General features: G+C 55.8%; 23 protein-coding genes. 8 read left to right on the plus strand and 15 right to left on the minus strand.

Annotated elements, in window-relative coordinates:
• Positions 1 to 39 precede the first annotated feature (39 nt).
• Positions 40 to 1,449, minus strand: a complete 1,410-nt coding sequence (gene cycA / locus A3466_RS13145) for a D-serine/D-alanine/glycine transporter (RefSeq protein WP_063450909.1) — start codon at positions 1,447 to 1,449, stop codon at positions 40 to 42.
• Positions 1,450 to 1,763: 314 nt separating this feature from the next.
• Entirely contained in the window at positions 1,764 to 2,384 is a 621-nt protein-coding gene (gene fklB, locus A3466_RS13150; protein ID WP_063450910.1) for an FKBP-type peptidyl-prolyl cis-trans isomerase, read from the minus strand.
• A gap of 231 nt (positions 2,385 to 2,615) precedes the next feature.
• Between fklB and A3466_RS13155 the strand changes: the two genes are divergently transcribed.
• Positions 2,616 to 3,254, plus strand: coding sequence for an OapA family protein (locus A3466_RS13155; protein WP_063450911.1), 639 nt, complete (start codon positions 2,616 to 2,618; stop codon positions 3,252 to 3,254).
• A gap of 47 nt (positions 3,255 to 3,301) precedes the next feature.
• Here the strand turns inward: A3466_RS13155 and A3466_RS13160 are convergent, their stop codons facing one another.
• The 5 genes from A3466_RS13160 to rpsF all read right to left on the minus strand — a co-directional run bounded on the left by A3466_RS13160 (position 3,302) and on the right by rpsF (position 5,823).
• Positions 3,302 to 4,231, minus strand: coding sequence for a DMT family transporter (locus A3466_RS13160; protein WP_063450912.1), 930 nt, complete (start codon positions 4,229 to 4,231; stop codon positions 3,302 to 3,304).
• Between the two features lie 152 nt (positions 4,232 to 4,383).
• Positions 4,384 to 4,833 (minus strand): 50S ribosomal protein L9, encoded by a 450-nt coding sequence (gene rplI / locus A3466_RS13165; RefSeq protein ID WP_006810372.1) that lies wholly within the window; start codon positions 4,831 to 4,833, stop codon positions 4,384 to 4,386.
• A gap of 41 nt (positions 4,834 to 4,874) precedes the next feature.
• On the minus strand, positions 4,875 to 5,102 hold the full coding sequence (gene rpsR, locus A3466_RS13170; RefSeq protein WP_000135199.1) for a 30S ribosomal protein S18: 228 nt from the start codon (positions 5,100 to 5,102) through the stop codon (positions 4,875 to 4,877).
• 4 nt (positions 5,103 to 5,106) lie between these two features.
• Complete coding sequence (gene priB, locus A3466_RS13175) at positions 5,107 to 5,421, minus strand: primosomal replication protein N (RefSeq protein WP_022646836.1); 315 nt, start codon at positions 5,419 to 5,421, stop codon at positions 5,107 to 5,109.
• 6 nt (positions 5,422 to 5,427) lie between these two features.
• Positions 5,428 to 5,823, minus strand: coding sequence for a 30S ribosomal protein S6 (rpsF, locus tag A3466_RS13180; protein WP_003856034.1), 396 nt, complete (start codon positions 5,821 to 5,823; stop codon positions 5,428 to 5,430).
• Positions 5,824 to 6,164: 341 nt separating this feature from the next.
• Between rpsF and yjfY the strand changes: the two genes are divergently transcribed.
• A complete protein-coding gene (gene yjfY, locus A3466_RS13185) occupies positions 6,165 to 6,440 on the plus strand; it encodes a DUF1471 family protein YjfY (RefSeq protein ID WP_063450913.1) in 276 nt (91 codons plus the stop codon).
• Between the two features lie 135 nt (positions 6,441 to 6,575).
• Here yjfY and A3466_RS13190 read toward each other — a convergent pair whose 3' ends face one another.
• Genes A3466_RS13190 through ulaA form a run of 6 tightly spaced genes read right to left on the minus strand, consistent with a single transcriptional unit; the run spans position 6,576 to position 10,983 of the window.
• The gene (locus A3466_RS13190; protein WP_063450914.1) at positions 6,576 to 7,262 is read right to left on the minus strand and encodes an L-ribulose-5-phosphate 4-epimerase; all 687 of its coding nucleotides are present in this window, start codon (positions 7,260 to 7,262) and stop codon (positions 6,576 to 6,578) included.
• Positions 7,255 to 8,115, minus strand: a complete 861-nt coding sequence (locus A3466_RS13195; protein WP_063450915.1) for an L-ribulose-5-phosphate 3-epimerase — start codon at positions 8,113 to 8,115, stop codon at positions 7,255 to 7,257. The genes A3466_RS13190 and A3466_RS13195 overlap by 8 nt, the downstream gene beginning before the upstream one ends.
• A gap of 9 nt (positions 8,116 to 8,124) precedes the next feature.
• Positions 8,125 to 8,775 (minus strand): 3-keto-L-gulonate-6-phosphate decarboxylase UlaD, encoded by a 651-nt coding sequence (gene ulaD, locus A3466_RS13200; protein WP_063450916.1) that lies wholly within the window; start codon positions 8,773 to 8,775, stop codon positions 8,125 to 8,127.
• Positions 8,776 to 8,787: 12 nt separating this feature from the next.
• Positions 8,788 to 9,255, minus strand: a complete 468-nt coding sequence (gene ulaC, locus A3466_RS13205; RefSeq protein ID WP_063450917.1) for a PTS ascorbate transporter subunit IIA — start codon at positions 9,253 to 9,255, stop codon at positions 8,788 to 8,790.
• Between the two features lie 9 nt (positions 9,256 to 9,264).
• Positions 9,265 to 9,570, minus strand: a complete 306-nt coding sequence (gene ulaB / locus A3466_RS13210; RefSeq protein ID WP_025758276.1) for a PTS ascorbate transporter subunit IIB — start codon at positions 9,568 to 9,570, stop codon at positions 9,265 to 9,267.
• Between the two features lie 12 nt (positions 9,571 to 9,582).
• The gene (gene ulaA, locus A3466_RS13215; RefSeq protein WP_063450918.1) at positions 9,583 to 10,983 is read right to left on the minus strand and encodes a PTS ascorbate transporter subunit IIC; all 1,401 of its coding nucleotides are present in this window, start codon (positions 10,981 to 10,983) and stop codon (positions 9,583 to 9,585) included.
• Between the two features lie 359 nt (positions 10,984 to 11,342).
• Here ulaA and ulaG point away from each other — a divergent pair, with 359 nt between their 5' ends.
• A complete protein-coding gene (ulaG, locus tag A3466_RS13220) occupies positions 11,343 to 12,407 on the plus strand; it encodes an L-ascorbate 6-phosphate lactonase (RefSeq protein WP_063450919.1) in 1,065 nt (354 codons plus the stop codon).
• Positions 12,408 to 12,517: 110 nt separating this feature from the next.
• On the plus strand, positions 12,518 to 13,273 hold the full coding sequence (ulaR, locus tag A3466_RS13225; protein ID WP_063450920.1) for an HTH-type transcriptional regulator UlaR: 756 nt from the start codon (positions 12,518 to 12,520) through the stop codon (positions 13,271 to 13,273).
• Here the strand turns inward: ulaR and yjfP are convergent.
• On the minus strand, positions 13,270 to 13,992 hold the full coding sequence (gene yjfP / locus A3466_RS13230; protein ID WP_063450921.1) for an esterase: 723 nt from the start codon (positions 13,990 to 13,992) through the stop codon (positions 13,270 to 13,272). The genes ulaR and yjfP overlap by 4 nt on opposite strands.
• Positions 13,993 to 14,129: 137 nt before the next feature.
• Between yjfP and bsmA the strand changes: the two genes are divergently transcribed.
• The 3 genes from bsmA (at position 14,130) to A3466_RS13245 (ending at position 16,985) form a co-directional block, all read left to right on the plus strand.
• Positions 14,130 to 14,459 (plus strand): biofilm peroxide resistance protein BsmA, encoded by a 330-nt coding sequence (gene bsmA, locus A3466_RS13235; protein WP_063450922.1) that lies wholly within the window; start codon positions 14,130 to 14,132, stop codon positions 14,457 to 14,459.
• A gap of 148 nt (positions 14,460 to 14,607) precedes the next feature.
• Complete coding sequence (yjfN, locus tag A3466_RS13240; protein WP_063450923.1) at positions 14,608 to 14,883, plus strand: DUF1471 family protease activator YjfN; 276 nt, start codon at positions 14,608 to 14,610, stop codon at positions 14,881 to 14,883.
• A 170-nt stretch (positions 14,884 to 15,053) separates the two neighbouring features.
• Positions 15,054 to 16,985 carry a methyl-accepting chemotaxis protein gene (locus A3466_RS13245; protein ID WP_063450924.1) on the plus strand — a complete coding sequence of 644 codons (1,932 nt, stop codon included), beginning with the start codon at positions 15,054 to 15,056 and terminating at the stop codon, positions 16,983 to 16,985.
• Here the strand turns inward: A3466_RS13245 and A3466_RS13250 are convergent.
• The gene (locus tag A3466_RS13250; RefSeq protein ID WP_063450925.1) at positions 16,982 to 18,604 is read right to left on the minus strand and encodes an isovaleryl-CoA dehydrogenase; all 1,623 of its coding nucleotides are present in this window, start codon (positions 18,602 to 18,604) and stop codon (positions 16,982 to 16,984) included. The genes A3466_RS13245 and A3466_RS13250 overlap by 4 nt on opposite strands.
• Before the next feature lie 195 nt (positions 18,605 to 18,799).
• Here A3466_RS13250 and A3466_RS13255 point away from each other — a divergent pair, with 195 nt between their 5' ends.
• Positions 18,800 to 20,074, plus strand: a complete 1,275-nt coding sequence (locus A3466_RS13255) for an MFS transporter (RefSeq protein WP_063450926.1) — start codon at positions 18,800 to 18,802, stop codon at positions 20,072 to 20,074.
• The last annotated feature ends 80 nt before the right edge of the window (positions 20,075 to 20,154 follow it).

The following is a 20,154-nucleotide window of genomic DNA, read 5'->3' on the forward strand; positions in this document are numbered from 1 at the left end:
ACGTAGGCCGGGTAAGCGTCAGCGCTACCCGGCACATGCTTAACGCATGCCTGCCATACGTTTTTTACCGATAAACAGCCAGCCCAGCCCCAGCGCGATAAACCACAGTGGCGTGACGATCAGCGCCTGACGGGTATCGTCTTCCAGCGTCAGCAGCACCAGCACAAAGACGAAGAACGCCATGCACACCCAGCACATCAGCTTGCCCAGCGGCATCTTGTAGATCGACTTCTCGTGCAGGTGTGGACGCTGCTTGCGGTACACCAGGTACGAGCAGAGGATGATGGTCCAGACGAACATGAACAGGATCGCCGACACCGTGGTGATCATGGTGAACGCGCCGATTACGCTCGGGTTGACGTAAAGCATCACCACGCCGCCCAGCAGGCAGATGCAGGAGAAGGTCAGCCCTTTCGCCGGCACCGCGCGTTTTGAGAGTTTGGCAAATGCGCTCGGGGCAACGCCCTCCTGCGCCAGTCCGAACAGCATACGGCTGGTGGAAAACACGCCGCTGTTTGCAGACGACGCCGCAGAGGTAAGCACCACGAAGTTAATCAGGCTTGCCGCCGCCGGCAGACCGACCAGCACAAACAGCTCAACGAACGGGCTCTTGGTTGGCACCACCGAGCTCCACGGCGTCACGGACATAATGATAATCAGCGCGAATACGTAGAACATGATGATACGCAACGGGATGGAGTTAATCGCGCGCGGAAGAGATTTCTCCGGATCTTTGGTTTCCGCCGCCGTAGTCCCGACCAGCTCAATCCCCACGAACGCGAACACCGCAATCTGGAAGCCGGCAAAGAAGCCGCTGATGCCTTTCGGGAACCAGCCGCCGTCATTCCACAGATGGGCAAACGACGCCTGAACGCCGGTTGGCGACTGGAAGTGCGTCAGCACCATCACCAGCCCGACGACAATCAGCGCGATGATGGCAACGATTTTGATCATCGCGAACCAGAACTCCATCTCACCGAACATTTTTACGGTGGCGAGGTTAAGGCTCAGCAGCAGGATAATCACCGCCAGCGAGGCCACCCAGTCCGACAGGCCGGGGAACCAGAACTGCGCGTAGGCCGTGATGGCGACAACGTCCGCCATACCGGTGACCACCCAGCAGAACCAGTAGGTCCAGCCGGTGAAATAGCCTGCCCAAGGGCCGAGCAGGTCGGACGCGAAATCGCTGAAGGATTTATATTCGAGATTCGAGAGCAGCAGTTCACCCATTGCACGCATCACGAAGAAGAGCATAAAACCGATGATCATATAAACGAAGATGATCGACGGGCCGGCAAGACTGATGGTTTTGCCCGATCCCATAAACAGCCCGGTGCCGATGGCGCCCCCAATGGCAATGAGCTGAATGTGACGGTTTGTGAGATTTCGCCGTAGCGACTGTTCAGACGTCGCCTCTTCCGCGGCGGCGACTTTGACCTGATCTACCATGTGATATTTTCCTGTTTATGCCTGTCTGTGTTGTTACGGCTCTTCTGGCCTTTAAATACGCCAAATAAATGACGGTCCCTTTGTAAGGACTAATCGATAGTAGGTAAGAATCGGCGGGATGAATACTATGATTTGAATATTATGTTAATAATATGTTGAAAGTGAGTGTCATATCACTCATACAGCGCGAAACAGCTCACAAAAATACACGTAACAGTTTCGTTTGCAATACAAAATGTTGATTCCGTCGTAACTCCAGGTTTTATCGCTATTTTCCTCTCCCCGACTGGAGAGAGGAAAATAAGAAAAACCGATTACAGGATTTCCAGCAGCTCGACTTCAAACACCAGGGTGCTGAATGGCGGAATGGACGCGCCAGCGCCGCGCTCGCCGTAAGCCAGATTGTGCGGGATGGTCAGTTCCCACTTTGAGCCTACCGGCATCAGGGTCAGGGCTTCGATCCAGCCAGGGATAACGCCGTTAACCGGGAACTCAGCCGGTTCGCCACGCGCAACGGAGCTGTCGAACACGGTACCGTCGATCAGCTTACCGGTGTAGTGCACACGAACGTGGTCGGTACGCGCCGGGATGGCACCATCACCCTGGTTGATTACGCGGAACTGCAAGCCGGACTCGGTGCTGTTCACGCCTTCACGCTCGCGGTTCTCTTCCAGATATTTAACGCCTTCTGCCGCCATCTCTTCGAAACGCGCGCGACGCACGGCGTCAGCACGTTCGTGGATTTCACGCAGCGCACGGTGCACAACGTCAACCGGCACGGCGGGCTGCTTGCCTTCCAGCGCATCAGCGATACCCGCCACCAGCGCTTCCGGTAACAGACCTTCCAGGCCGGATTCGCTCAGCTGCTGTCCTACCTGCAAGCCGATGCCGTAGCTTGCCTGCGCTTCGATAGTGTCAAAAGTCGGGGTGGTCATGGGTTTTCCTTCCATCACATTTAAAGTAGCGGGCAGCATATCAGCCATGCCCTTATGGGTAAAACTTTGTCTTAAGTAAAGGTGACAAACAGCGGCGAAACGGAAACAATAGTAGCCGTCAGGATTTTCCCAAATATATGTCACGAAAGCTGGCTTTGTTACGCCCATCAGGCAGTTAGCAAACTACACTTCTCAGGACAGGATAAAAAGACGCGGAGCAGGAGGAGAGCCATGCCCGGGCGATTTGAACTGAAACCTACCCTGGCGAAAATCTGGCATGCGCCGGATAACTTTCGCATCATGGACCCGCTGCCGCCTTTGCACCGCAGAGGCATTATCATTGGCGCGCTGCTGATCGTCATCGGCTTCCTGCTTCCTTCCGGCAGTGACAACGTTGATACCGCGCCGGTCAGCCGGAATGCGGAGCTGGATATCCAGTCGCAAAGCCAGCCGCAGCCGGATTCACAGCCGATGCAGACGCAGCTGGTCACGCCCTCTAACGATCCGGGCCAGGTTGCGCCGGTTGAACCTGAACCCGTTCAGGAAGATCAGGAGCAGGCCGCCGCTCCTTCAGAGCCGCAGGCGCAACAGCCGACCGGCATTGAGCAGCAGTGGCGTTCGTATCGCGTAGAGTCAGGGAAAACCCTTGCCCAGCTGTTCCGCGACCACAATCTGCCGGCAACGGATGTGTATGCCATGGCGCAGGTTGAAGGGGCAGGCAAACCGCTCAGCAACCTGCAAAATGGTCAGATGGTGCAGATCCGTCAGAATGCCAGCGGCGTAGTGACGGGGCTGACCATTGATACGGGGAATGGTCAGCAGGTGCTGTTTACCCGTCAGCCGGACGGCAGTTTTATCCGGGCACGCTAGTTCCCGTAGGCCGGGTCAGGCGAAGCCGCCTCCCGGCACGTCATTTCTCAGGCGCTCCGCTTGTTCACCCACCAGATCCCCGAACAGACCAGCACCAGCGCAATCGCGTATTTGATGTCCAGAATGTTTTCGCCGAGGAAGATGGCGGAAAGCACCGTCCCTGCAACAGGAATGACAAAGTTGAACGGGGCAATCATGCTCACGCGGTTCACCTTCAGCAGCGCGCTCCACAGGGCGAACGCCACGGATGAGAGCAGCGTCAGGTATCCCAGCACGGCGACGGCCTTCATGCTGTGCACTTCCAGCGTTCCGCCCGTGATATAGCCTCCCGCAACCAGTGCCGCCCCGCCTATCGCCAGCTGCCAGCCCGTCATCACCGTCGGGTCAACGGTCTGGGAAATGCGTTTCCCGTAAAGCGTGGCGGCAGAGAGAATAAAGGCCGCCAGCACGACAAATCCGTCACCTTGCCAGACAAACTGGAAATCACGTAACCCGCCGTGGAAGTTCACCAGCATCACCCCGGCGAAGCCCAGAACGCAGCCCAGCGTTTTGTTGTAGCTGAGTTTGTCATTGTGGTAGATAAAGTGCGCCAGCAGCACGCTGAAGAAGGTGCCGGTGGCATTCATGATCGAGCCGTTCACCCCGGTGGTGTAGGCCAGGCCGATATAAAAGAAGGTGTACTGGATGGTGGTCTGGGTAAGCCCAAGGATCGTGAGCTGGCCAAACTGCGTGGGCGTGAGCCTGCCAATCGGTTTTCGCTGGGCCAGGGCAAAGAGCAGCAGCAGCGCACCGGCAAACAGAAAACGGTATCCGGCAAAGACGACTTTGGACGGGATATCATCGGTCGCGATCTCAAAAAGTTCGTATCCGCTTTTAATGGCCGGGTAAGAGCTTCCCCAAAGCAGACAGCAGAGCGTGGCGCAGGCATAGGCCACATTTCGACGGGCAAAGACGGGCGTGGGCAGAGCAGTATCCATGGCAAATCTCATAAATAAAATTGCGTTTCAATTTATTATCAGAGAATGCGTCAGGAATAGCGACCTTACAATAGCAAAACATGACGTAGGGTCACGCTAAAAAGCAAAACGCCGGCACAAGGCCGGCGCTTCGACGTGAGCAGAGTAAAAAATTACTCAGCTACTACGTTAACAACCAGTTTAGCGAACACTTCGCTGTGAACCTGGAAGTCAACTTCGTGCTCACCAGTGGTACGCAGAACGCCGTTCGGCATGCGAACTTCGCTCTTAGCCACTTTAACGCCTGCCGCAGTGACTGCATCAGCGATATCGCGGGTACCGATGGAACCGAACAGTTTACCTTCGTCGCCAGCTTTAGACGCGATGGTAACGGTGCCCAGTGCGTTGATTGCTTCAGCGCGAGCGTTAGCAGCCGCCAGAACGTCAGCCAGTTTGGCTTCCAGTTCAGCACGACGTGCTTCGAAAAACTCTACGTTTTTCTTAGTAGCTGGAACAGCTTTACCCTGTGGTACCAGGAAGTTACGAGCGTAACCCGCTTTAACGTTTACCTGATCACCCAGGCTGCCCAGGTTTGCTACTTTATCAAGCAGAATAACTTGCATTACCTTATCCTCTTAAAGTCGTATTAATGGACCGTGCCCGATTACTGATGACGATCAGTGTACGGCAGCAGAGACAGGTAGCGAGCGCGTTTGATAGCGCGAGCCAGCTGACGCTGATATTTTGCACGAGTACCGGTGATACGGCTTGGGACAATCTTACCGCTTTCGGTGATGTAGTTTTTCAGCGTTGCGATATCTTTATAGTCGATCTCTTGAACGCCTTCCGCGGTGAAACGGCAGAACTTGCGACGACGGAAATAACGTGCCATTTGGCTAGTCTCCAGTATCTATCAAATCAATCTGCTCGGCATGCAGAACCATTTTGCTCAGGCCGTTCTTTGCCTTGTGGCAAGAGATGAACCCCTGAACGATTACTGCGCTACCGACCGTTAAACTGTGAGTAATGGCCTGGTTTTCGTGTCCGCTAATGATAACGGGCATTTGACACCACGCCTGCCGGTGAAACCCGGCTTCCTCTTGCACAGAACGATGCTCAAGCACGAACTGGCAATGCGGAATTCCTGATGGGCTGACCTTTCGAAGGGGGGTCCTGCACACGGTGCCGGACAACACCAGACGGTTGGTCATCAGAAATTACTCTTCAGAATCCCCAGCATCAGAATCATCTGCGGTTTCGTTTGCGAAATCATCGCGACGCTCACGGCGCTCGTCTTTCGCTTTAACCATCGGAGATGCTTCGGTCACTGCGTGTTTGGTACGCATAACCATGCTGCGGATAACGGCATCGTTGAAGCGGAAGGTAGTTTCCAGCTCATCAATCACTTCCTGCGGCGCTTCAACGTTCATCAGAACGTAGTGAGCTTTGTGCAGTTTGTTGATTGGGTAAGCCAGCTGACGGCGGCCCCAGTCTTCCAGACGGTGGATCGTGCCTTCTGCACCAGTGATGGCAGCAGAGTAACGCTCGATCATACCCGGAACCTGTTCGCTCTGGTCAGGATGGACCATAAAAACGATTTCGTAATGACGCATCGAATTGCTCCTTACGGATTATTCAGCCTCCTGTCTGGGTCAGCCGAGGCCCGGGGAGGCAAGGAACGTGTTAAAGGTCGGCTGAAAAATTGACGCGTCATAATACTTGCGCCCCCCGCTAAACACAAGGTGATTGCACAAATAATTCGCACAAAGCGTAAAGCTGATCTAAGTGGGTGATTTAAAATCACTCGCATCAGAAGCGCTGTTTTTTTGAACAACACCATCAGAAATGGTCACCCATCGCAGCCAGAGGAGCGATTACACTTTAATCAGAATCCCTTAAACAGAGAAGGAGCGCATTACCCCGTATCACCGCACGCAGTCGTGGAGCGCATATCATGAAAAGAATCGCAATCGCCATTTTGGCTGCGCTTTTGCTCAGTGCAAACGCAACGGCAGCCATCAGGATAGACAGCCGACAGGCCAGAAACATGGATGATGTGCAGAGCTTAGGCGTAATTTACATCAATCATAACTTCGCCACTGAAAGTGAAGCAGATCGGGCGCTGAATGAAGAAACCGACGCGCGGGGCGCAAAATACTATCACGTCATTCTGACACATGAGCCCGGCAGCAACGGCAATATGCACGCCAGTGCAGATATTTACCAGTAACGCTTTATCGCCAGCACCAGGAAAGCCAACGAAAATCAAAGCAATATATGACTTGCCCCCTGCGCGGGGGCTTTTTTTATGAATGGCTCCGGAATACCACCGGTTACAGCTGTTTCGGTATTCCAGAGCACATATTCACTTCTGCCCGTAATAAGCATTGGGACCATGCTTACGCATGAAATGCTTGTTCATCAGGTAATCATCAATGCCCTGAAGCTGCGGGTTAATGCCGCGCGCAATCCACGCCATTCGAGCCACCTCTTCCATGACCACCGCATTATGCACGGCGTCATGCGCATCTTTACCCCACGAGAACGGTCCATGCTGGTACACCACAACGCCCGGCGTGTGCAGTGGTTCCGTCTCACCCAGCGTTTCGATAATGACCCTGCCGGTGTTGAGTTCGTACTCCCCTTCGACTTCAGCCTGCGTTAACGCGCGCGTGCAGGGAATATCACCGAAGAAGTAGTCCGCATGGGTTGTGCCCAGCGCCGGAATTGCCAGCCCCGCCTGCGCCCAGGCGGTCGCGTGCGTGGAGTGGGTATGCACAACGCCCCCCAGAGACGAATAACGCTGGTACAGCGCCAGATGGGTTGCCGTATCTGAAGAAGGGCGCCATTTGCCCTCAACGACGTGTCCTTCGAGGTCAACCACCACCATATCCTCAGCGCGCATGGCATCATAGGCTACGCCGCTCGGCTTAATCACCACCAGCCCCTGCTCGCGATCGATGGCGCTCACGTTGCCCCAGGTGAACGTCACCAGGCCATAGCGCGGCAGATCCATATTGGCCTCAAAGACCTGCTGTTTTAGCTTAAGCATGTTCCGCCTCCAGCAGGCCTGCCCGCGCCATCCGCTCGCGCACCCAGTCCCTGGCATTCGCCACTTCTGCCGCCGGGTCGTCCGCGGTTTCGCTCCACATCTCAATCAGATAAGGCCCGCAATAGCCGGTCTGTTTGAGCGTCTGGAAGCACCGTTCGAAATCCACCACCCCGGTGCCGAACGGCACGTTTTTAAACACGCCGGGACGGGTATCTTTGACGTGCACCGCCACGATATGCCCGATGCCCGCCTGAAGCTCCATCTGTACGTCGTTATCCCATGCCGACAGGTTGCCGATATCCGGATACAGCTGGAACCACGGGTTGTTCAGGTAGTGTGCGTAGCCCAGCGCCTTGCTGATGGAGTTCATCAAGGGATAATCCATGATCTCCATCGCCAGCGTCACCTGCGCGCGGCTGGCCATCTCAACGCTCTCTTTCAGGCCGTCCCGGAAACGACGGCGCGTTTCATCGTTGGCGTCCTGATAGTAAACGTCATAACCCGCCAGCTGGATCACGCGGATACCGACATCCTGTGCAAAGCGGATGGCTTTATGCATGATCTTTAGCCCTTCAGCGCGCACGGCATCGTCTTCACTGCCAAGCGGAAAACGACGGTGCGCGCTCAGGCACATGGATGGCACCCGCACGCCGGTTTCGGCAATGGCGCTCACCAGCGCCAGGCGCTGCTCGCGACGCCAGTCCAGGCGAGAAAGGCGCTCGTCCGTCTCATCCACCGACAATTCGACAAAATCGAAACCCAGCTGCTTCGCCAGCTGTAACCGCTCCAGCCAGCACTCCCCCGCAGGGAGTGCCTTTTCATAGATGCCAAGCGGAACCTGTTTTGACAGCATACCCGCTCCTTAGCCCCAAAGCTGAGCGATGGAGCGTTTGAACTGACGCGCCGCTTCCACCGGAGATGCCGCGTCGCGAATGCTGCGGCCGGCAATAAAGACGTGGATTGGAATACCCTTGAACAGCGGCAGATCTTCGAGCGCCAGGCCACCGGTAACGGTGACTTTGAAGCCCATATCGGCCAGGCGTTTGATTGCGCTGATATCGGCCTCGCTCCACGCCACGCCTGCGGCCTGCGCATCACGGCTACGGTGATACACCACCTGCTGGATACCCGCGTCGCGCCACGCCTGCGCCTGCTCCCAGGTCCAGAAACCGGTCAGCTCTATCTGCACGTCGCCGTTAAACTCTTTTGCCACATCCAGGGCACCTTTCGCGGTGTTGATATCCGCACAGCAAATCACGGTGATCCAGTCAGCGTTGGCTTCGAAGCACATGCGAGAGAGAATTTTGCCCGCATCGGCGATTTTGGCATCTGCGAGCACGATTTTATGCGGGTAGAGCGCTTTCAGGTCGCGAACCGCGCGAACGCCCTCGCCTACGCACAGAATGGTGCCCACTTCGATGATGTCGACTTCTTCCGCAATCAGGCGGGTGGTTTCATAAGCGTGAGACAGCGTCTGGTTATCCAGCGCGACCTGCAACATTGGTAATGACATGTTCAATTCCTCTTAAACGGCCGCCGCAGTGGCGTGATCAATTAAATCCAGTACTTCCTGCGCGGTACGGCAGGCGCGTAAACGGTCAAAATTGGCTTCGTCCTCAAACAGATTGACGATCTGCATGATGCCCACCTCCTGGTGGGTGTTGGCGTCGACAGCTGCCATGGTGATGAGGATATCGACCGGGTCGTTATCTTCGTGGTTGAACACCAGCGGCGTTTTCAGCGTCACCAGCGCAAAACCGGTTTTCCTGACGCCCTCTTCCGGACGTCCATGCGGCATGGCCAGCCCCGGGGCAATCACAAAATAGGGGCCGTGCTGCGCCACGCCGTCAAGAATGGCCTGGTAATAACGCGGCTCGACAACGTCCGCCTTAACCAGCAGATCCACGCTCAGCTTCACCGCTTCCTGCCAGGTGCTGGCGTCGGCCTGTAAAAGGATGGCGTTATTCTCTGCCAGCGAATCACGTAGTTTCATGTGGCGTCCTTACTTCACGTCCTGTGGGAAGTGTTCTTTGATCACGTCCAGCAGTTTTGGTCCAAAATCCGCAGGCGACAGCATGTTGCGCACGCCTACCACGTATTTGTTACCCGAGACGCTAATCTCACCGGCAATGTGCGTTGAGGCGATGATGATGTCCGCGCCGTTCAGTTCACTTTTGTATTCACCCACTGCGCAGCTGTTCACCGTGTGGTCAATGTTTGACTGGGTTAAAAACTGGTCCACTTTCATTTTCATGATCATGGAGCTTCCTTGCCCATTGCCACACACAGCCAGGATACGTACGGTCATAATCGAAACTCCTTAGTGAGCAGAAACTTCTGCTGTTTGTTTTTCCGCATCTTCTTCAGCCCGCAGCGAACGGCCAGCGAAGAACATATAAGTCAGTGCAATCAGGATGATCACGGCCATAAAGACCAGCCCGACGGAGGCAAAACCCTGCATCATCGGCGGTGCCAGAATTGACCAGTCCGCCATGCCCATCCAGGCGCTCATGCCGGTGAGCTTGACCGCCCACACGCAGCCGAAGATTTCAACCATGCCCATCACCAGGCAGATCTTGAGCGCGGCGCGCCATCCGCCGAAGTGGTTCGCAAACACGCCAATGGTGGCGTTGGAGAAGAACATCGGGATAAAGCCGGGAATAATCAGGATGGAGGAGCCACAGCCCACCAGGATGCCGACCGCGATCAGCTGGCCGATGGTGCCCCACATAAAGCCCCAGACCACGGCGTTAGGCGCAAAGCTATAGATAGCCGCACAGTCAATCGCCAGTACCGCGCCAGGGATCAGGCGCTGGGAGATGCCGTTGAACGCCTCAGAGAGTTCGGCAACGAACATGCGCACGCCCTGGGTGATGATGAAAATGGCCACGGCGAAGGAGAAGCCGGTTTGCAGGATATAGACTGTCCAGTGGGTTTTACCCGCCATGGCCTGCACCACGTCAATGCCGAAGGAGAGCAGAATGGCACCGAAGAAAAGGGTCATCACAATCGCCGTTGAGACGATGTTGTCGTGGAAGATATTTAACCAGCCAGGCAGTTTGAGGTCTTCGACACTCTCCTCTTTTTTGCCCAGATAAGGCGCAACTTTGTAGGCAATCCAGGAGGCGAACTGCTGCTGGTGACCGATGGAGAAGCCGCAGCCGTCCGTGACCTCCTGCGTGGGCTTGTACATCATGTTGGAGGTGATGCCCCAGTAAAGCGAGACCAGCACTGCCGTGCAGATGACCGTGGTCCACATTGGGTAGCCGAAGATATAGAGAGAAACGGCAATCAGCCCCGCCTGCTGGAACATGATGTGTCCGGTAAGCATGATGGTACGAATACCGGTAATGCGCCGCAGAAGCACGTAAATGATGTTCAGCGCCAGCGCGAGCAGTACCGCATACCCAACCCAACTGTACGCATCCCCCATGCGGTCGATAGTGGCCATCATGGACGCGTAAGTGTCAGAGATGGCGCCGTTAATGCCGTACACCTCGGACATTTTGGCAACGACCGGCTTAAACGTGCTGGTCAGAATGCCAGACCCCGCCTGCAACAGCATAAAACCAATGATGGTTTTGATGGTGCCTTTGATAATCACGCTGACGCTTTTGCGCAGCAGGATGTAACCCAGGCACGTCACGATACCCAGCAACAGCGGGGCGTTGGTCATTACTTGATTAAAGAACACGGTAAAGACGTTGTAGAGGATCTCCATAACTCTCTCCAGAAAGTGAGAACACAAGGGGTAATCCTTATGTGGTTGGTGCCATCACTCTATTAATCACAAATAATCACCACAAGATTGCATTTGATTATTTGTGACGGATCACGCAATTTATTTCCATAGCGTTAGTAATGATTTTCATCACCGATGAAATACAGCAAATTAACTCTTAAAATTCATAAAGTTAATGATATATAGCGGTTATCTTAACAACGAACAGAGGGTTTTTCTGTGATGTGACGAGGGGAATTTTCCGTACACCAGCCATTGCAAATCGATGCAAACAGTGCCAGCATTAATCACAACAAATCACACAATGATTATTTTTGATTAAAAGCAGGAGTCAAACGATGAGTAAAGTGGAAACCATCACCCGTGAATCATGGATCCTGAGCACCTTTCCAGAGTGGGGTAGCTGGCTGAACGAAGAGATCGAGCAGGAACAGGTTGCTCCTGGCACCTTTGCGATGTGGTGGCTGGGCTGCACCGGCATCTGGCTGAAGTCAGAAGGCGGCGCCAACATTTGCGTCGATTTCTGGTGCGGCACCGGCAAGCAGAGCCACGGCAATCCGCTAATGAAAAAAGGTCACCAGATGCAGCGCATGGCCGGGGTGGAAAAACTTCAGCCGAACCTGCGCACCACGCCTTTTGTGCTTGATCCTTTTGCCATTCGCCAGATCGACGCCGTTCTCTCTACCCACGATCACAACGATCACATTGACGTGAACGTGGCGGCCGCGGTAATGCAAAACTGCGCGGACGACGTACCGTTCATCGGGCCGCAGACCTGCGTAGATTTGTGGATCGGCTGGGGCGTACCAAAAGAGCGCTGCATCGTGATGAAGCCGGGCGACGTAGTGAAAATCAAAGACATTGAAATTCACGCGCTCGATGCTTTTGACCGCACCGCGCTGATTACCCTGCCTGCCGACCAGAAAGCCGCAGGCGTACTGCCAGACGGGATGGACGAGCGCGCGGTGAACTACCTGTTCAAAACGCCTGGCGGCTCCCTGTATCACAGCGGAGATTCCCACTACTCTAACTACTACGCGAAGCACGGCAACGAGCATCAGATTGACGTGGCGCTCGGCTCCTACGGGGAAAACCCGCGCGGTATTACGGACAAAATGACCAGCGCGGATATGCTGCGCATGGCGGAAGCGCTGAACACCAAAGTGGTGATCCCGTTCCATCACGATATCTGGTCAAACTTCCAGGCCGATCCGCAAGAGATCCGCGTCCTGTGGGAGATGAAAAAAGACCGCCTCAAGTATGGCTTCAAGCCGTTCATCTGGCAGGTTGGCGGCAAATTCACCTGGCCGCTGGATAAAGACAATCTTGAGTACCACTACCCGCGTGGCTTCGATGATTGCTTTACTATTGAGCCAGACCTGCCGTTTAAATCCTTCCTCTGATTGTGAAGCCCAGTCGCCAGACCCTGCGTCTGGCGATGTCATTTTTATTTTAGTAATTCCACGCTATTTCAAATATTATCTTTTCAAATCAATTCTTATCGGAATAGCTCATGACGGAAGCGCAACGGCATCAAATTTTACTGGAACTCCTGGCGCAAACAGGGTTTATCACCGTCGAGAAAGTGATCGAACGTTTAGGGATCTCCCCCGCTACCGCGCGGCGGGACATCAACAAGCTGGATGAGAGCGGCAAGCTGAAAAAAGTCCGCAACGGCGCAGAGGCCATCAGCCAGCAGCGTCCACGCTGGACGCCAATGAACATCCACCAGGCGCAGAATCACGATGAAAAGGTGCGGATTGCCCGAGCGGCGTCACAGCTGGTGAATCCCGGCGAGAGCGTGGTGATCAACTGCGGCTCGACGGCGTTTCTGCTGGGCCGCGAGATGTGCGGCAAGCCGGTGCAAATCATTACCAACTACCTGCCGCTGGCCAACTATCTCATTGACCAGGAACATGAAAGCGTGGTGATCATGGGCGGCCAGTACAACAAGAGCCAGTCCATTACCCTCAGCCCGCAGGACAGTGAAAATAGCCTTTATGCCGGGCACTGGATGTTTACCAGCGGCAAGGGCCTGACGGCGGATGGCCTGTATAAAACCGATATGCTCACCGCAATGGCGGAACAAAACATGCTTAACGTGGTAGGCAAGCTGGTGGTGCTGGTCGACAGCAGCAAGGTCGGTGAACGCGCCGGCATGCTTTTCAGCCGCACCGAGCAAATCAGCATGGTGATCACCGGCAAAAACGCTAACCCTGAGATCCTCAGCAAGCTTGAGGATCAGGGTGTTAAGGTGCTCCGCGTTTAAAGATGCTGGCGGAAAAACGCCACCGTCGCCTCCAGTGCTGCCGGGGTAATGCGGTGCCGGACATCGGCTCCCCACTGGCAGGTCAGATTGCTGTCCAGCCCTTCGCGCTGTAGCGCCTGTTGCAGACGGAACGTTTCACCGGGCGGTACAACGTCGTCGGCATCTCCATGCCAGAGCAGCAGCGGACGATCGGCCAGCCGCGAAAGCGCGTGGCTGACGTCCCATTCAGACAACAGAGCCTCAATCTCCTGAGGTGCCTGCGGCGGAAACAGCGTCTTTGCCAGTGACGTAAAGTAGCCCGACCCCATCAGGCAAGCCACGGACGTTACCTCAGGATGCCTGGCCATGATCCCCAGCGCCGTCATACCGCCCATTGATGCGCCTGCGACCGCCAGCCGTTTCCCCTCCACCAGCCCCGCCTGTAAGAGCGCGTCACGCAGCCCGGCGAACTCGGTCAGATTGCCGTGCAGCGTTTGCCAGAACAGCCCCAGCCGCGCCTGCTCATCGCCGTTAAAGCGTGCACCATGGTTCGGCGCATCAGGCATGACGACGCGAAAGCCGGCCTGCGCCAGCGCGACGGCAAAATAGCTGTAAACCAGCTTCGAGGAGAGAAAGCCATGATAGAAAACCACCGCTGGCAGCGGTTGTTCACCTTTACCTGCCGGGAAAGCATGGAGGATTTCATGGTCATTCAGGCGGCGCGTTTCAATTTCAATCATTGTCGATCCTGTGCTGATGAATGATTCATAATGTTGAGAGCTGGATTACGGTTTCACGATATTTTCATTCGAAATCTACGTTCCAGATAACACTTCGGGAACATTCCCCCAAAACTAAATTCGCAGACAACTACACTATGGCTATCAGGAAAAGAGACAGGGCTATGCGCAGGCTTACCGCTTTATTGCTGGTCACACTGCTCGGCGGATGTTCCGTATTGCAGGGTACGCCAGAACCGGCACCGCCGGTTACCGATCATCCCCAGGAAATTCGTCGTAATCAGACGGAAGGATTACAACGCCTGGGAACCGTATCCGCGATGGTTCGCGGTTCACCGGATGATGCAGAAGACGCAATTGAAGCGCAGGCCGTTGCCGCAAAAGCAGATTATTACGTCATCATTATGATTGATGAAACCATTATTACGGGACAGTGGTACGCGCAGGGAATTTTGTACCGTAAGTAGGCATCATCATTTGAACGACCTTTACACTGCTTTTCGTCCGTAGACATTTTCCTGTCCACAATAAACTGCATGCCAGCAACAATGGAAATGCGTTTATTCGCGAAGGATTGCCCGGCGGATACCGGAGACACGTGAAAAGGAGCTGACGATGAAACGAACCCTTGCTTTAACGACGCTATTACTTTCAGCAGGCCTGCTAAGCACCACCGCGCAGTCAGCCGAATTTGCCAGCGCGGATTGCGTCACAGGCCTGAACGAGATTGGTCAGATCTCCGTTAACAATATAACGGGGAGTCCGCAAGACGTGGAACGTGTCGTTGCCCTGAAGGCCGACGAACAGGGTGCCTCCTGGTATCGCATCGTCCAGATGCAGGAAGATCACCATGTTAATCTCTGGCGCGTGCAGGCCATTCTTTATGCATAATCCCTTCCGATAAAAGCCACTTAATTTTAGTGGCTTTTCACTTTTGCAAATTTTTTATCTCTCCAGAAATGCAATAAAAACAATCTTGTAACATTCAGTTACAGTAAAAAGATAAACGTTCTCTCCGCTCTGCCGTTGAACAGCCATACCTTTTCAATGATGAGCAATTTATGATCACTTTTTTCCGTCGGGCAGGTCTGGGCACGAAGCTATCGCTGCTTACAGGTGCAAGTGTCGCCACGCTTTTTTTGCTGTTCACCTTCCTGTTGAGCCACAACGCCAGCCAGCAGCTTGAAGATCTTGCGGTTGAAGACCTGCATAACCAGTCTACCGGCATGGTGGATATGGTAGAGATGTTCAACACCAGCCTGAGCGAAGAAGTTGAAAGCTATACCCGTCTGTTCACCACCTTTTTGCCACAGCCACTGAACAGCGACAGCAGCCAGAGCCGGACCATTAACGGCCTTACCGTTCCTCTGCTGAAGGGCGGTGAAACGGAGTTGCATGAAAACAATACGCTTTCTGATGACTTCCTGAGCCGAACGGGGGCTATCTCGACGCTGTTTGTCCGCAGCGGTAACGATTTTATTCGCGTGGCGACATCGCTGCGAAAAGAGAACGGTGACCGCGCGATCGGAACCGTTCTGGATACCACCAGCCCGGCATTTGCCGCCGTCACGAAAGGTGAAGTCTATCGTGGTCTCGCTCTGCTGTTCGGCAAGCGCTACATCACGCAATACCAGCCTGTTAAGAATGCGGAAGGCCAGGTTATCGGGATTATCTTTGTCGGCGTGGACATCACCCATTCGTGGAACGTCATGCGCGAGAAAATCCTGAACCGTCGTCTGGGCGAGAGCGGTCATTTCTACGTGCTGGACCGTAGCAGCGGTAAAACGCGCGGACAGTACCTGTTCCACGCCAGCGAAGAGGGCAAACTGCCCGCCTGGGACGCCGCGACGCAGCAGCAGCTTCTGAGCGACAAACCCGGCACGCTGGAACGCGTGAGCGCGGATGGCCGTACGCTCAAAGTCGCCTACACGCCGCTGGCGGGCTGGAACTGGACCATCGTGGGTGAAGTGGACAAAGCCGTACTGCTTTCAAGCGTCACCACCCTGCGCGATCGCTTCCTGATGGCGGGCATGGTGTTATCCGCGCTCTTCGCGGGCCTGTTCGTTATCCTCATTCGCCGGATGCTGACCCGCCCACTGCGCGCGGTAATTGAGCTTGCCCGGCAGTATGCCGCAGGCGATCTGCGTGCCAGCCTGCCGGTCACGCGACAGGATGAAGTCGGTCAGCTGGTTGACGCCATTAACGGCATCGGCGGCGGTCTGCAAAAAATTGTAATGCAGGTCCGCGAGGCCGCAGGCGAGATCCATCTGGGGACTAATGCGCTGGCTTCAGACACCGGCGAGATCTCCGAGCAGATCAACAAGCAGGCCAGCAGCGTTGAGGAGACCTCCGCCAGCATGGAACAGTTAGCCGCGACCGTGCAGCAAAACGCCGCTAACATGGAACAAACGCAGCAGCTGGTGGGTGAAACCTCGCGCGCGGTGCATCAGGGTGGAGAGACAGTGACCCACGCGGTCTCCACCATGGATGATATTCGCGACGCATCAAAACGCATTGAAGATATCACCCGCGTGATTGAGTCCATCGCTTTCCAGACCAATATTCTGGCGCTCAATGCGGCGGTAGAAGCGGCGCGGGCGGGCGAACACGGCAAAGGTTTCGCCGTGGTGGCGCAGGAAGTGCGCGCCCTGGCGGCACGCAGCGCCAACGCGGTTAAAGAGATTGAACAGCTGATTGGCGACACGCTGAACAAGGTAAGCGAAGGCCACGCGCTGTCTGAAAAAACGCGCCTGGCGATGGACTCCATCATTGTTCATATCGATAACATCAGCCAGCTTGTCACCGAAATCAATCACGCGTCTCGCGAGCAGTCTGCGGGGATTCGCCAGGTGAATCTGGCGATGACGCACATCGGTGAGGCATCGCATATTAATGCCGATCGTATCTCACGCAGCGAGCAGACGGCACAGACGCTGCGCGAGAAAGGTTCGCACCTCACCCGGCTGGTGAGCCTGTTCCAGCTAAAGGCTTAACCGACCCGGCCCGTGGCGCGCAGCAGCAGGTCGTTTTGCACCTGCTCGCTCATTAGCGCGCCGCCCCGGGCATCCAGCATCATGCGGCACCACGCCTGCGCCACGGGCGGCGATGCGTGCCGCAGCATCTGGCTTCCGGCGCCCAGTAAAAAGAGCTGCTGCGCGATCTCCCTGCCCTGCGCTTCCTGTGGCTTACGCAGCTTCTGCTGTAGCTGCCGCCAGCTGCGATCGAAGTGCCTGTCCTGGCCTTTTACCTGCGCAAAATCATCGGCGAGCAGGTCGAGAATGCCTGGCTGCTTCGCCAGCACGCGCAGGACATCCAGGCACATAATATTGCCAGAGCCTTCCCAGATGCTATTAACGGGCATTTCACGGTACAACCGCGGAAGCTCACTCTCTTCGCAATAGCCTGCGCCACCCAGCACCTCCATTGCCTCTGCCACAAACGGTATGCCCGCTTTGCAGACGCTGTATTTTGCCGCCGGCGTGAAAAGCCGCGCCCATGCGGCTTCCTGCGGATCGGTACGGTTGTCCCACGCCCGGGCGAGTCGGAACAGCAGCGCCGTCTGCCCTTCCAGTACCAGCGCCATCCGGCTTAGCACCTCGCGCATTAACGGCTGGTCGATCAGATTTTTGCCGAAGGTCTGCCGCTGATGGGCATGATAAAGCGCCACCGAGAGCGCACGACGCATCAGTCCGTGACTGCCAAGCGCGCAGTCGACGCGCGTCAGCCCGCCCATCTTCAGAATTTGCCGGACACCTTCTCCCTCTTCGCCCAGCAGCCAGCCGGAAGCATCAAGGAACTCAGCCTCACTGCTGGCATTCGAGCGGTTGCCGAGCTTGTCCTTCAGACGCTCCAGACGCACCGCGTTGCGCTGCCCGTCGGGCAGGAAACGCGGGACAAAAAAGCAGGACAACCCGCCTTTCGCCTGTGCCAGAACCAGATGCGCATCGCTCTGCGGTACGGAGAAAAACCATTTGTGCCCCACCAGCCGGTAACTGCCATCGCTGCATTTTTCTGCTCTGGTGGTGTTGCTGAGCACGTCCGAACCGCCCTGCTTTTCCGTCATTCCCATGCCGATCAGCAGGCCGCGCTTTTGCGCGCCCGGCGCGAGATGGGGATCGTAACGATCGCTCATCAGCGGGGTTAACCAGTTCTGAAAGGGTTTGGGCAGCAACTGTTGCAGCAGCGGCGTGGCGGCAAAGGTCATGGTTACCGGGCATAGCGTTCCCGCCTCCACCTGAGCATGCAGCACGAAACGCGCGGCCCGGGCGACGAACGCTCCTTTTCGCGCCGCCTCTTCCCACGCCAGGTTGTGTACCCGGTTGGCGCAAAGCCCCTGCATCAGAAGATGCCATGCCGGATGAAAGCGGACGTCATCCAGCCGCGCTCCCGTGGCGTCATAACGCAGCAGTTCCGGCGGGTTAACGTTCGCCAGCCTGCCCAGCTCCAGCGACTCCGCCGTGCCCAACTGCTGTCCGATGCTGGCAAGAAGATCCAGATCCCACTCCGCCCCTTCACGCGCTACCGCATCGCGCAGGGCGCAATCAGAGAGGAAAAGGTTGCTGTTCGATAGCGGTGCAGGTTGATTAAAAACGGTATGCGTCTGCCAGTGCATGCTGTCTCCCTCCTTTCATTGGCAATAAAGGTAAGTATGGACAGAGGGCAAACACGCTGCATGGGAGAGGGGTCACACGACGGCGATCGTGTTGATATCATCCGTGAAATAGCTCACAGAACATAAGAATAAACTATTTCATTACTTCGCTAATGCTGAATAATTTATTCTTACCCCGTTTTTGTGAGGATCGTTATGCAACAGGATGCGCACAAGCGTGCATTAATTGCAGGCTCCATCGGCAACTTCATTGAGTGGTATGAATTTGCGGTTTACGGTTTTCTGGCAACCGTCATTGCCAGAAACTTCTTCCAGCTTGAAGGGGAAGCGGAGCTAACCAGCCTGATCCTCACCTGGGCCTCGTTCGCCATTGCCTTCTTCTTCCGCCCGCTGGGTGCGGTGGTCTTTGGCCGCATTGGCGACAGGATTGGCCGCAAGCCGACGCTGATTATTGTGCTGATACTGATGACGCTCGCCACCGCCGCTATTGGCATTGTGCCGGTCTACGCCAGCATCGGCATTGCCGCGCCGCTGATCGTTACGCTCCTGCGTATTCTCCAGGGACTGTTCGCGGGCGGAGAGTACGGCGGTGCGGTTTCGTTGATGACAGAGTTCGCCCCGCGCGGCAAGCGTGGCCTTTACGGGGCATGGCAGTCCTTCACCGTGGCGCTCGGGCTGTTAGCGGGCGCAGGCATTGTGGCGTTGCTCTCTGCTCTTCTCTCCCCTGACGCTCTGCACGACTGGGGCTGGCGCATTCCGTTCTTCCTGGCGTTGCCGATGGGTGCGGTCGCGCTATGGCTGCGGGTGAGCATGGAAGAGACGCCGAGCTTTGTGCAGCAACGGGAAAAACCGGTTATGACTCAGGCCAGCACCGCCGCCACGTTCAAAACCATCCTGATGGGCATTGGCCGGGTGATGGTCTGGTCCGCGGCGGGGTATACCTATCTGGTGATTATGCCGACCTATCTGCAATCTGCGCTGCACACCGGTTTTAACCAGGCGCTGTTAATTGCGGTGATTTCTAACATTGGGTTTGCGCTCACTATCATTCCGTCGGGCATGCTGAGCGACAGGATCGGGCGGCGAACGGTGATGATTATCGCCACCGTGCTCCTGCTGATCCTCGCCCTGCCGCTGCTGAAAATTTTGCAGGCAGAATCCAGTACGCTGGCGGTCAAAGCGATGGTGGTGCTGATTGCGGGCGGTCTGGTGGGGATGCTGGCAGGACCGGGGCCGGCAATGCTGTCTGAGATGTTCCCCACGCGCGTGCGTTATACCGGGCTGGGGCTGGCCTATTCGTTATCAAACGCGATTTTTTCGGGCTGTGCGGGGTTAATCATTACCGGGCTGATTAAGCAGACGGGCAACCTGGACATTCCGGCCTACTACGTGATGGCAACGGCGGTGGTGAGTATTTTCGCGCTGATGACGCTGAGAAAGGATGACCATTTGCGGTCGTTAGAGGAGTGAGGTTGTCACCGTCTGGTGCCCTCACCCCGGCCCTCTCCCACGGGGAGAGGGAGAAAACACTAAAGGCCGTCCTTTGGACG

Origin of the sequence: Enterobacter genomosp. S, from assembly GCF_001631805.1 — a bacterium.
GTDB lineage: Bacteria > Pseudomonadota > Gammaproteobacteria > Enterobacterales > Enterobacteriaceae > Enterobacter > Enterobacter quasihormaechei.

Bases quoted from the DNA above. Each gene is read 5' to 3' on its own strand.
- cycA (WP_063450909.1), bottom strand. From the start codon at position 1,449: ATGGTAGATCAGGTCAAAGTCGCCGCCGCGGAAGAGGCGACGTCTGAA.
- fklB (WP_063450910.1), bottom strand. From the start codon at position 2,384: ATGACCACCCCGACTTTTGACACTATCGAAGCGCAGGCAAGCTACGGC.
- A3466_RS13155 (WP_063450911.1), top strand. From the start codon at position 2,616: ATGCCCGGGCGATTTGAACTGAAACCTACCCTGGCGAAAATCTGGCAT.
- A3466_RS13160 (WP_063450912.1), bottom strand. From the start codon at position 4,231: ATGGATACTGCTCTGCCCACGCCCGTCTTTGCCCGTCGAAATGTGGCC.
- rplI (WP_006810372.1), bottom strand. From the start codon at position 4,833: ATGCAAGTTATTCTGCTTGATAAAGTAGCAAACCTGGGCAGCCTGGGT.
- rpsR (WP_000135199.1), bottom strand. From the start codon at position 5,102: ATGGCACGTTATTTCCGTCGTCGCAAGTTCTGCCGTTTCACCGCGGAA.
- priB (WP_022646836.1), bottom strand. From the start codon at position 5,421: ATGACCAACCGTCTGGTGTTGTCCGGCACCGTGTGCAGGACCCCCCTT.
- rpsF (WP_003856034.1), bottom strand. From the start codon at position 5,823: ATGCGTCATTACGAAATCGTTTTTATGGTCCATCCTGACCAGAGCGAA.
- yjfY (WP_063450913.1), top strand. From the start codon at position 6,165: ATGAAAAGAATCGCAATCGCCATTTTGGCTGCGCTTTTGCTCAGTGCA.
- A3466_RS13190 (WP_063450914.1), bottom strand. From the start codon at position 7,262: ATGCTTAAGCTAAAACAGCAGGTCTTTGAGGCCAATATGGATCTGCCG.
- A3466_RS13195 (WP_063450915.1), bottom strand. From the start codon at position 8,115: ATGCTGTCAAAACAGGTTCCGCTTGGCATCTATGAAAAGGCACTCCCT.
- ulaD (WP_063450916.1), bottom strand. From the start codon at position 8,775: ATGTCATTACCAATGTTGCAGGTCGCGCTGGATAACCAGACGCTGTCT.
- ulaC (WP_063450917.1), bottom strand. From the start codon at position 9,255: ATGAAACTACGTGATTCGCTGGCAGAGAATAACGCCATCCTTTTACAG.
- ulaB (WP_025758276.1), bottom strand. From the start codon at position 9,570: ATGACCGTACGTATCCTGGCTGTGTGTGGCAATGGGCAAGGAAGCTCC.
- ulaA (WP_063450918.1), bottom strand. From the start codon at position 10,983: ATGGAGATCCTCTACAACGTCTTTACCGTGTTCTTTAATCAAGTAATG.
- ulaG (WP_063450919.1), top strand. From the start codon at position 11,343: ATGAGTAAAGTGGAAACCATCACCCGTGAATCATGGATCCTGAGCACC.
- ulaR (WP_063450920.1), top strand. From the start codon at position 12,518: ATGACGGAAGCGCAACGGCATCAAATTTTACTGGAACTCCTGGCGCAA.
- yjfP (WP_063450921.1), bottom strand. From the start codon at position 13,992: ATGATTGAAATTGAAACGCGCCGCCTGAATGACCATGAAATCCTCCAT.
- bsmA (WP_063450922.1), top strand. From the start codon at position 14,130: ATGGCTATCAGGAAAAGAGACAGGGCTATGCGCAGGCTTACCGCTTTA.
- yjfN (WP_063450923.1), top strand. From the start codon at position 14,608: ATGAAACGAACCCTTGCTTTAACGACGCTATTACTTTCAGCAGGCCTG.
- A3466_RS13245 (WP_063450924.1), top strand. From the start codon at position 15,054: ATGATCACTTTTTTCCGTCGGGCAGGTCTGGGCACGAAGCTATCGCTG.
- A3466_RS13250 (WP_063450925.1), bottom strand. From the start codon at position 18,604: ATGCACTGGCAGACGCATACCGTTTTTAATCAACCTGCACCGCTATCG.
- A3466_RS13255 (WP_063450926.1), top strand. From the start codon at position 18,800: ATGCAACAGGATGCGCACAAGCGTGCATTAATTGCAGGCTCCATCGGC.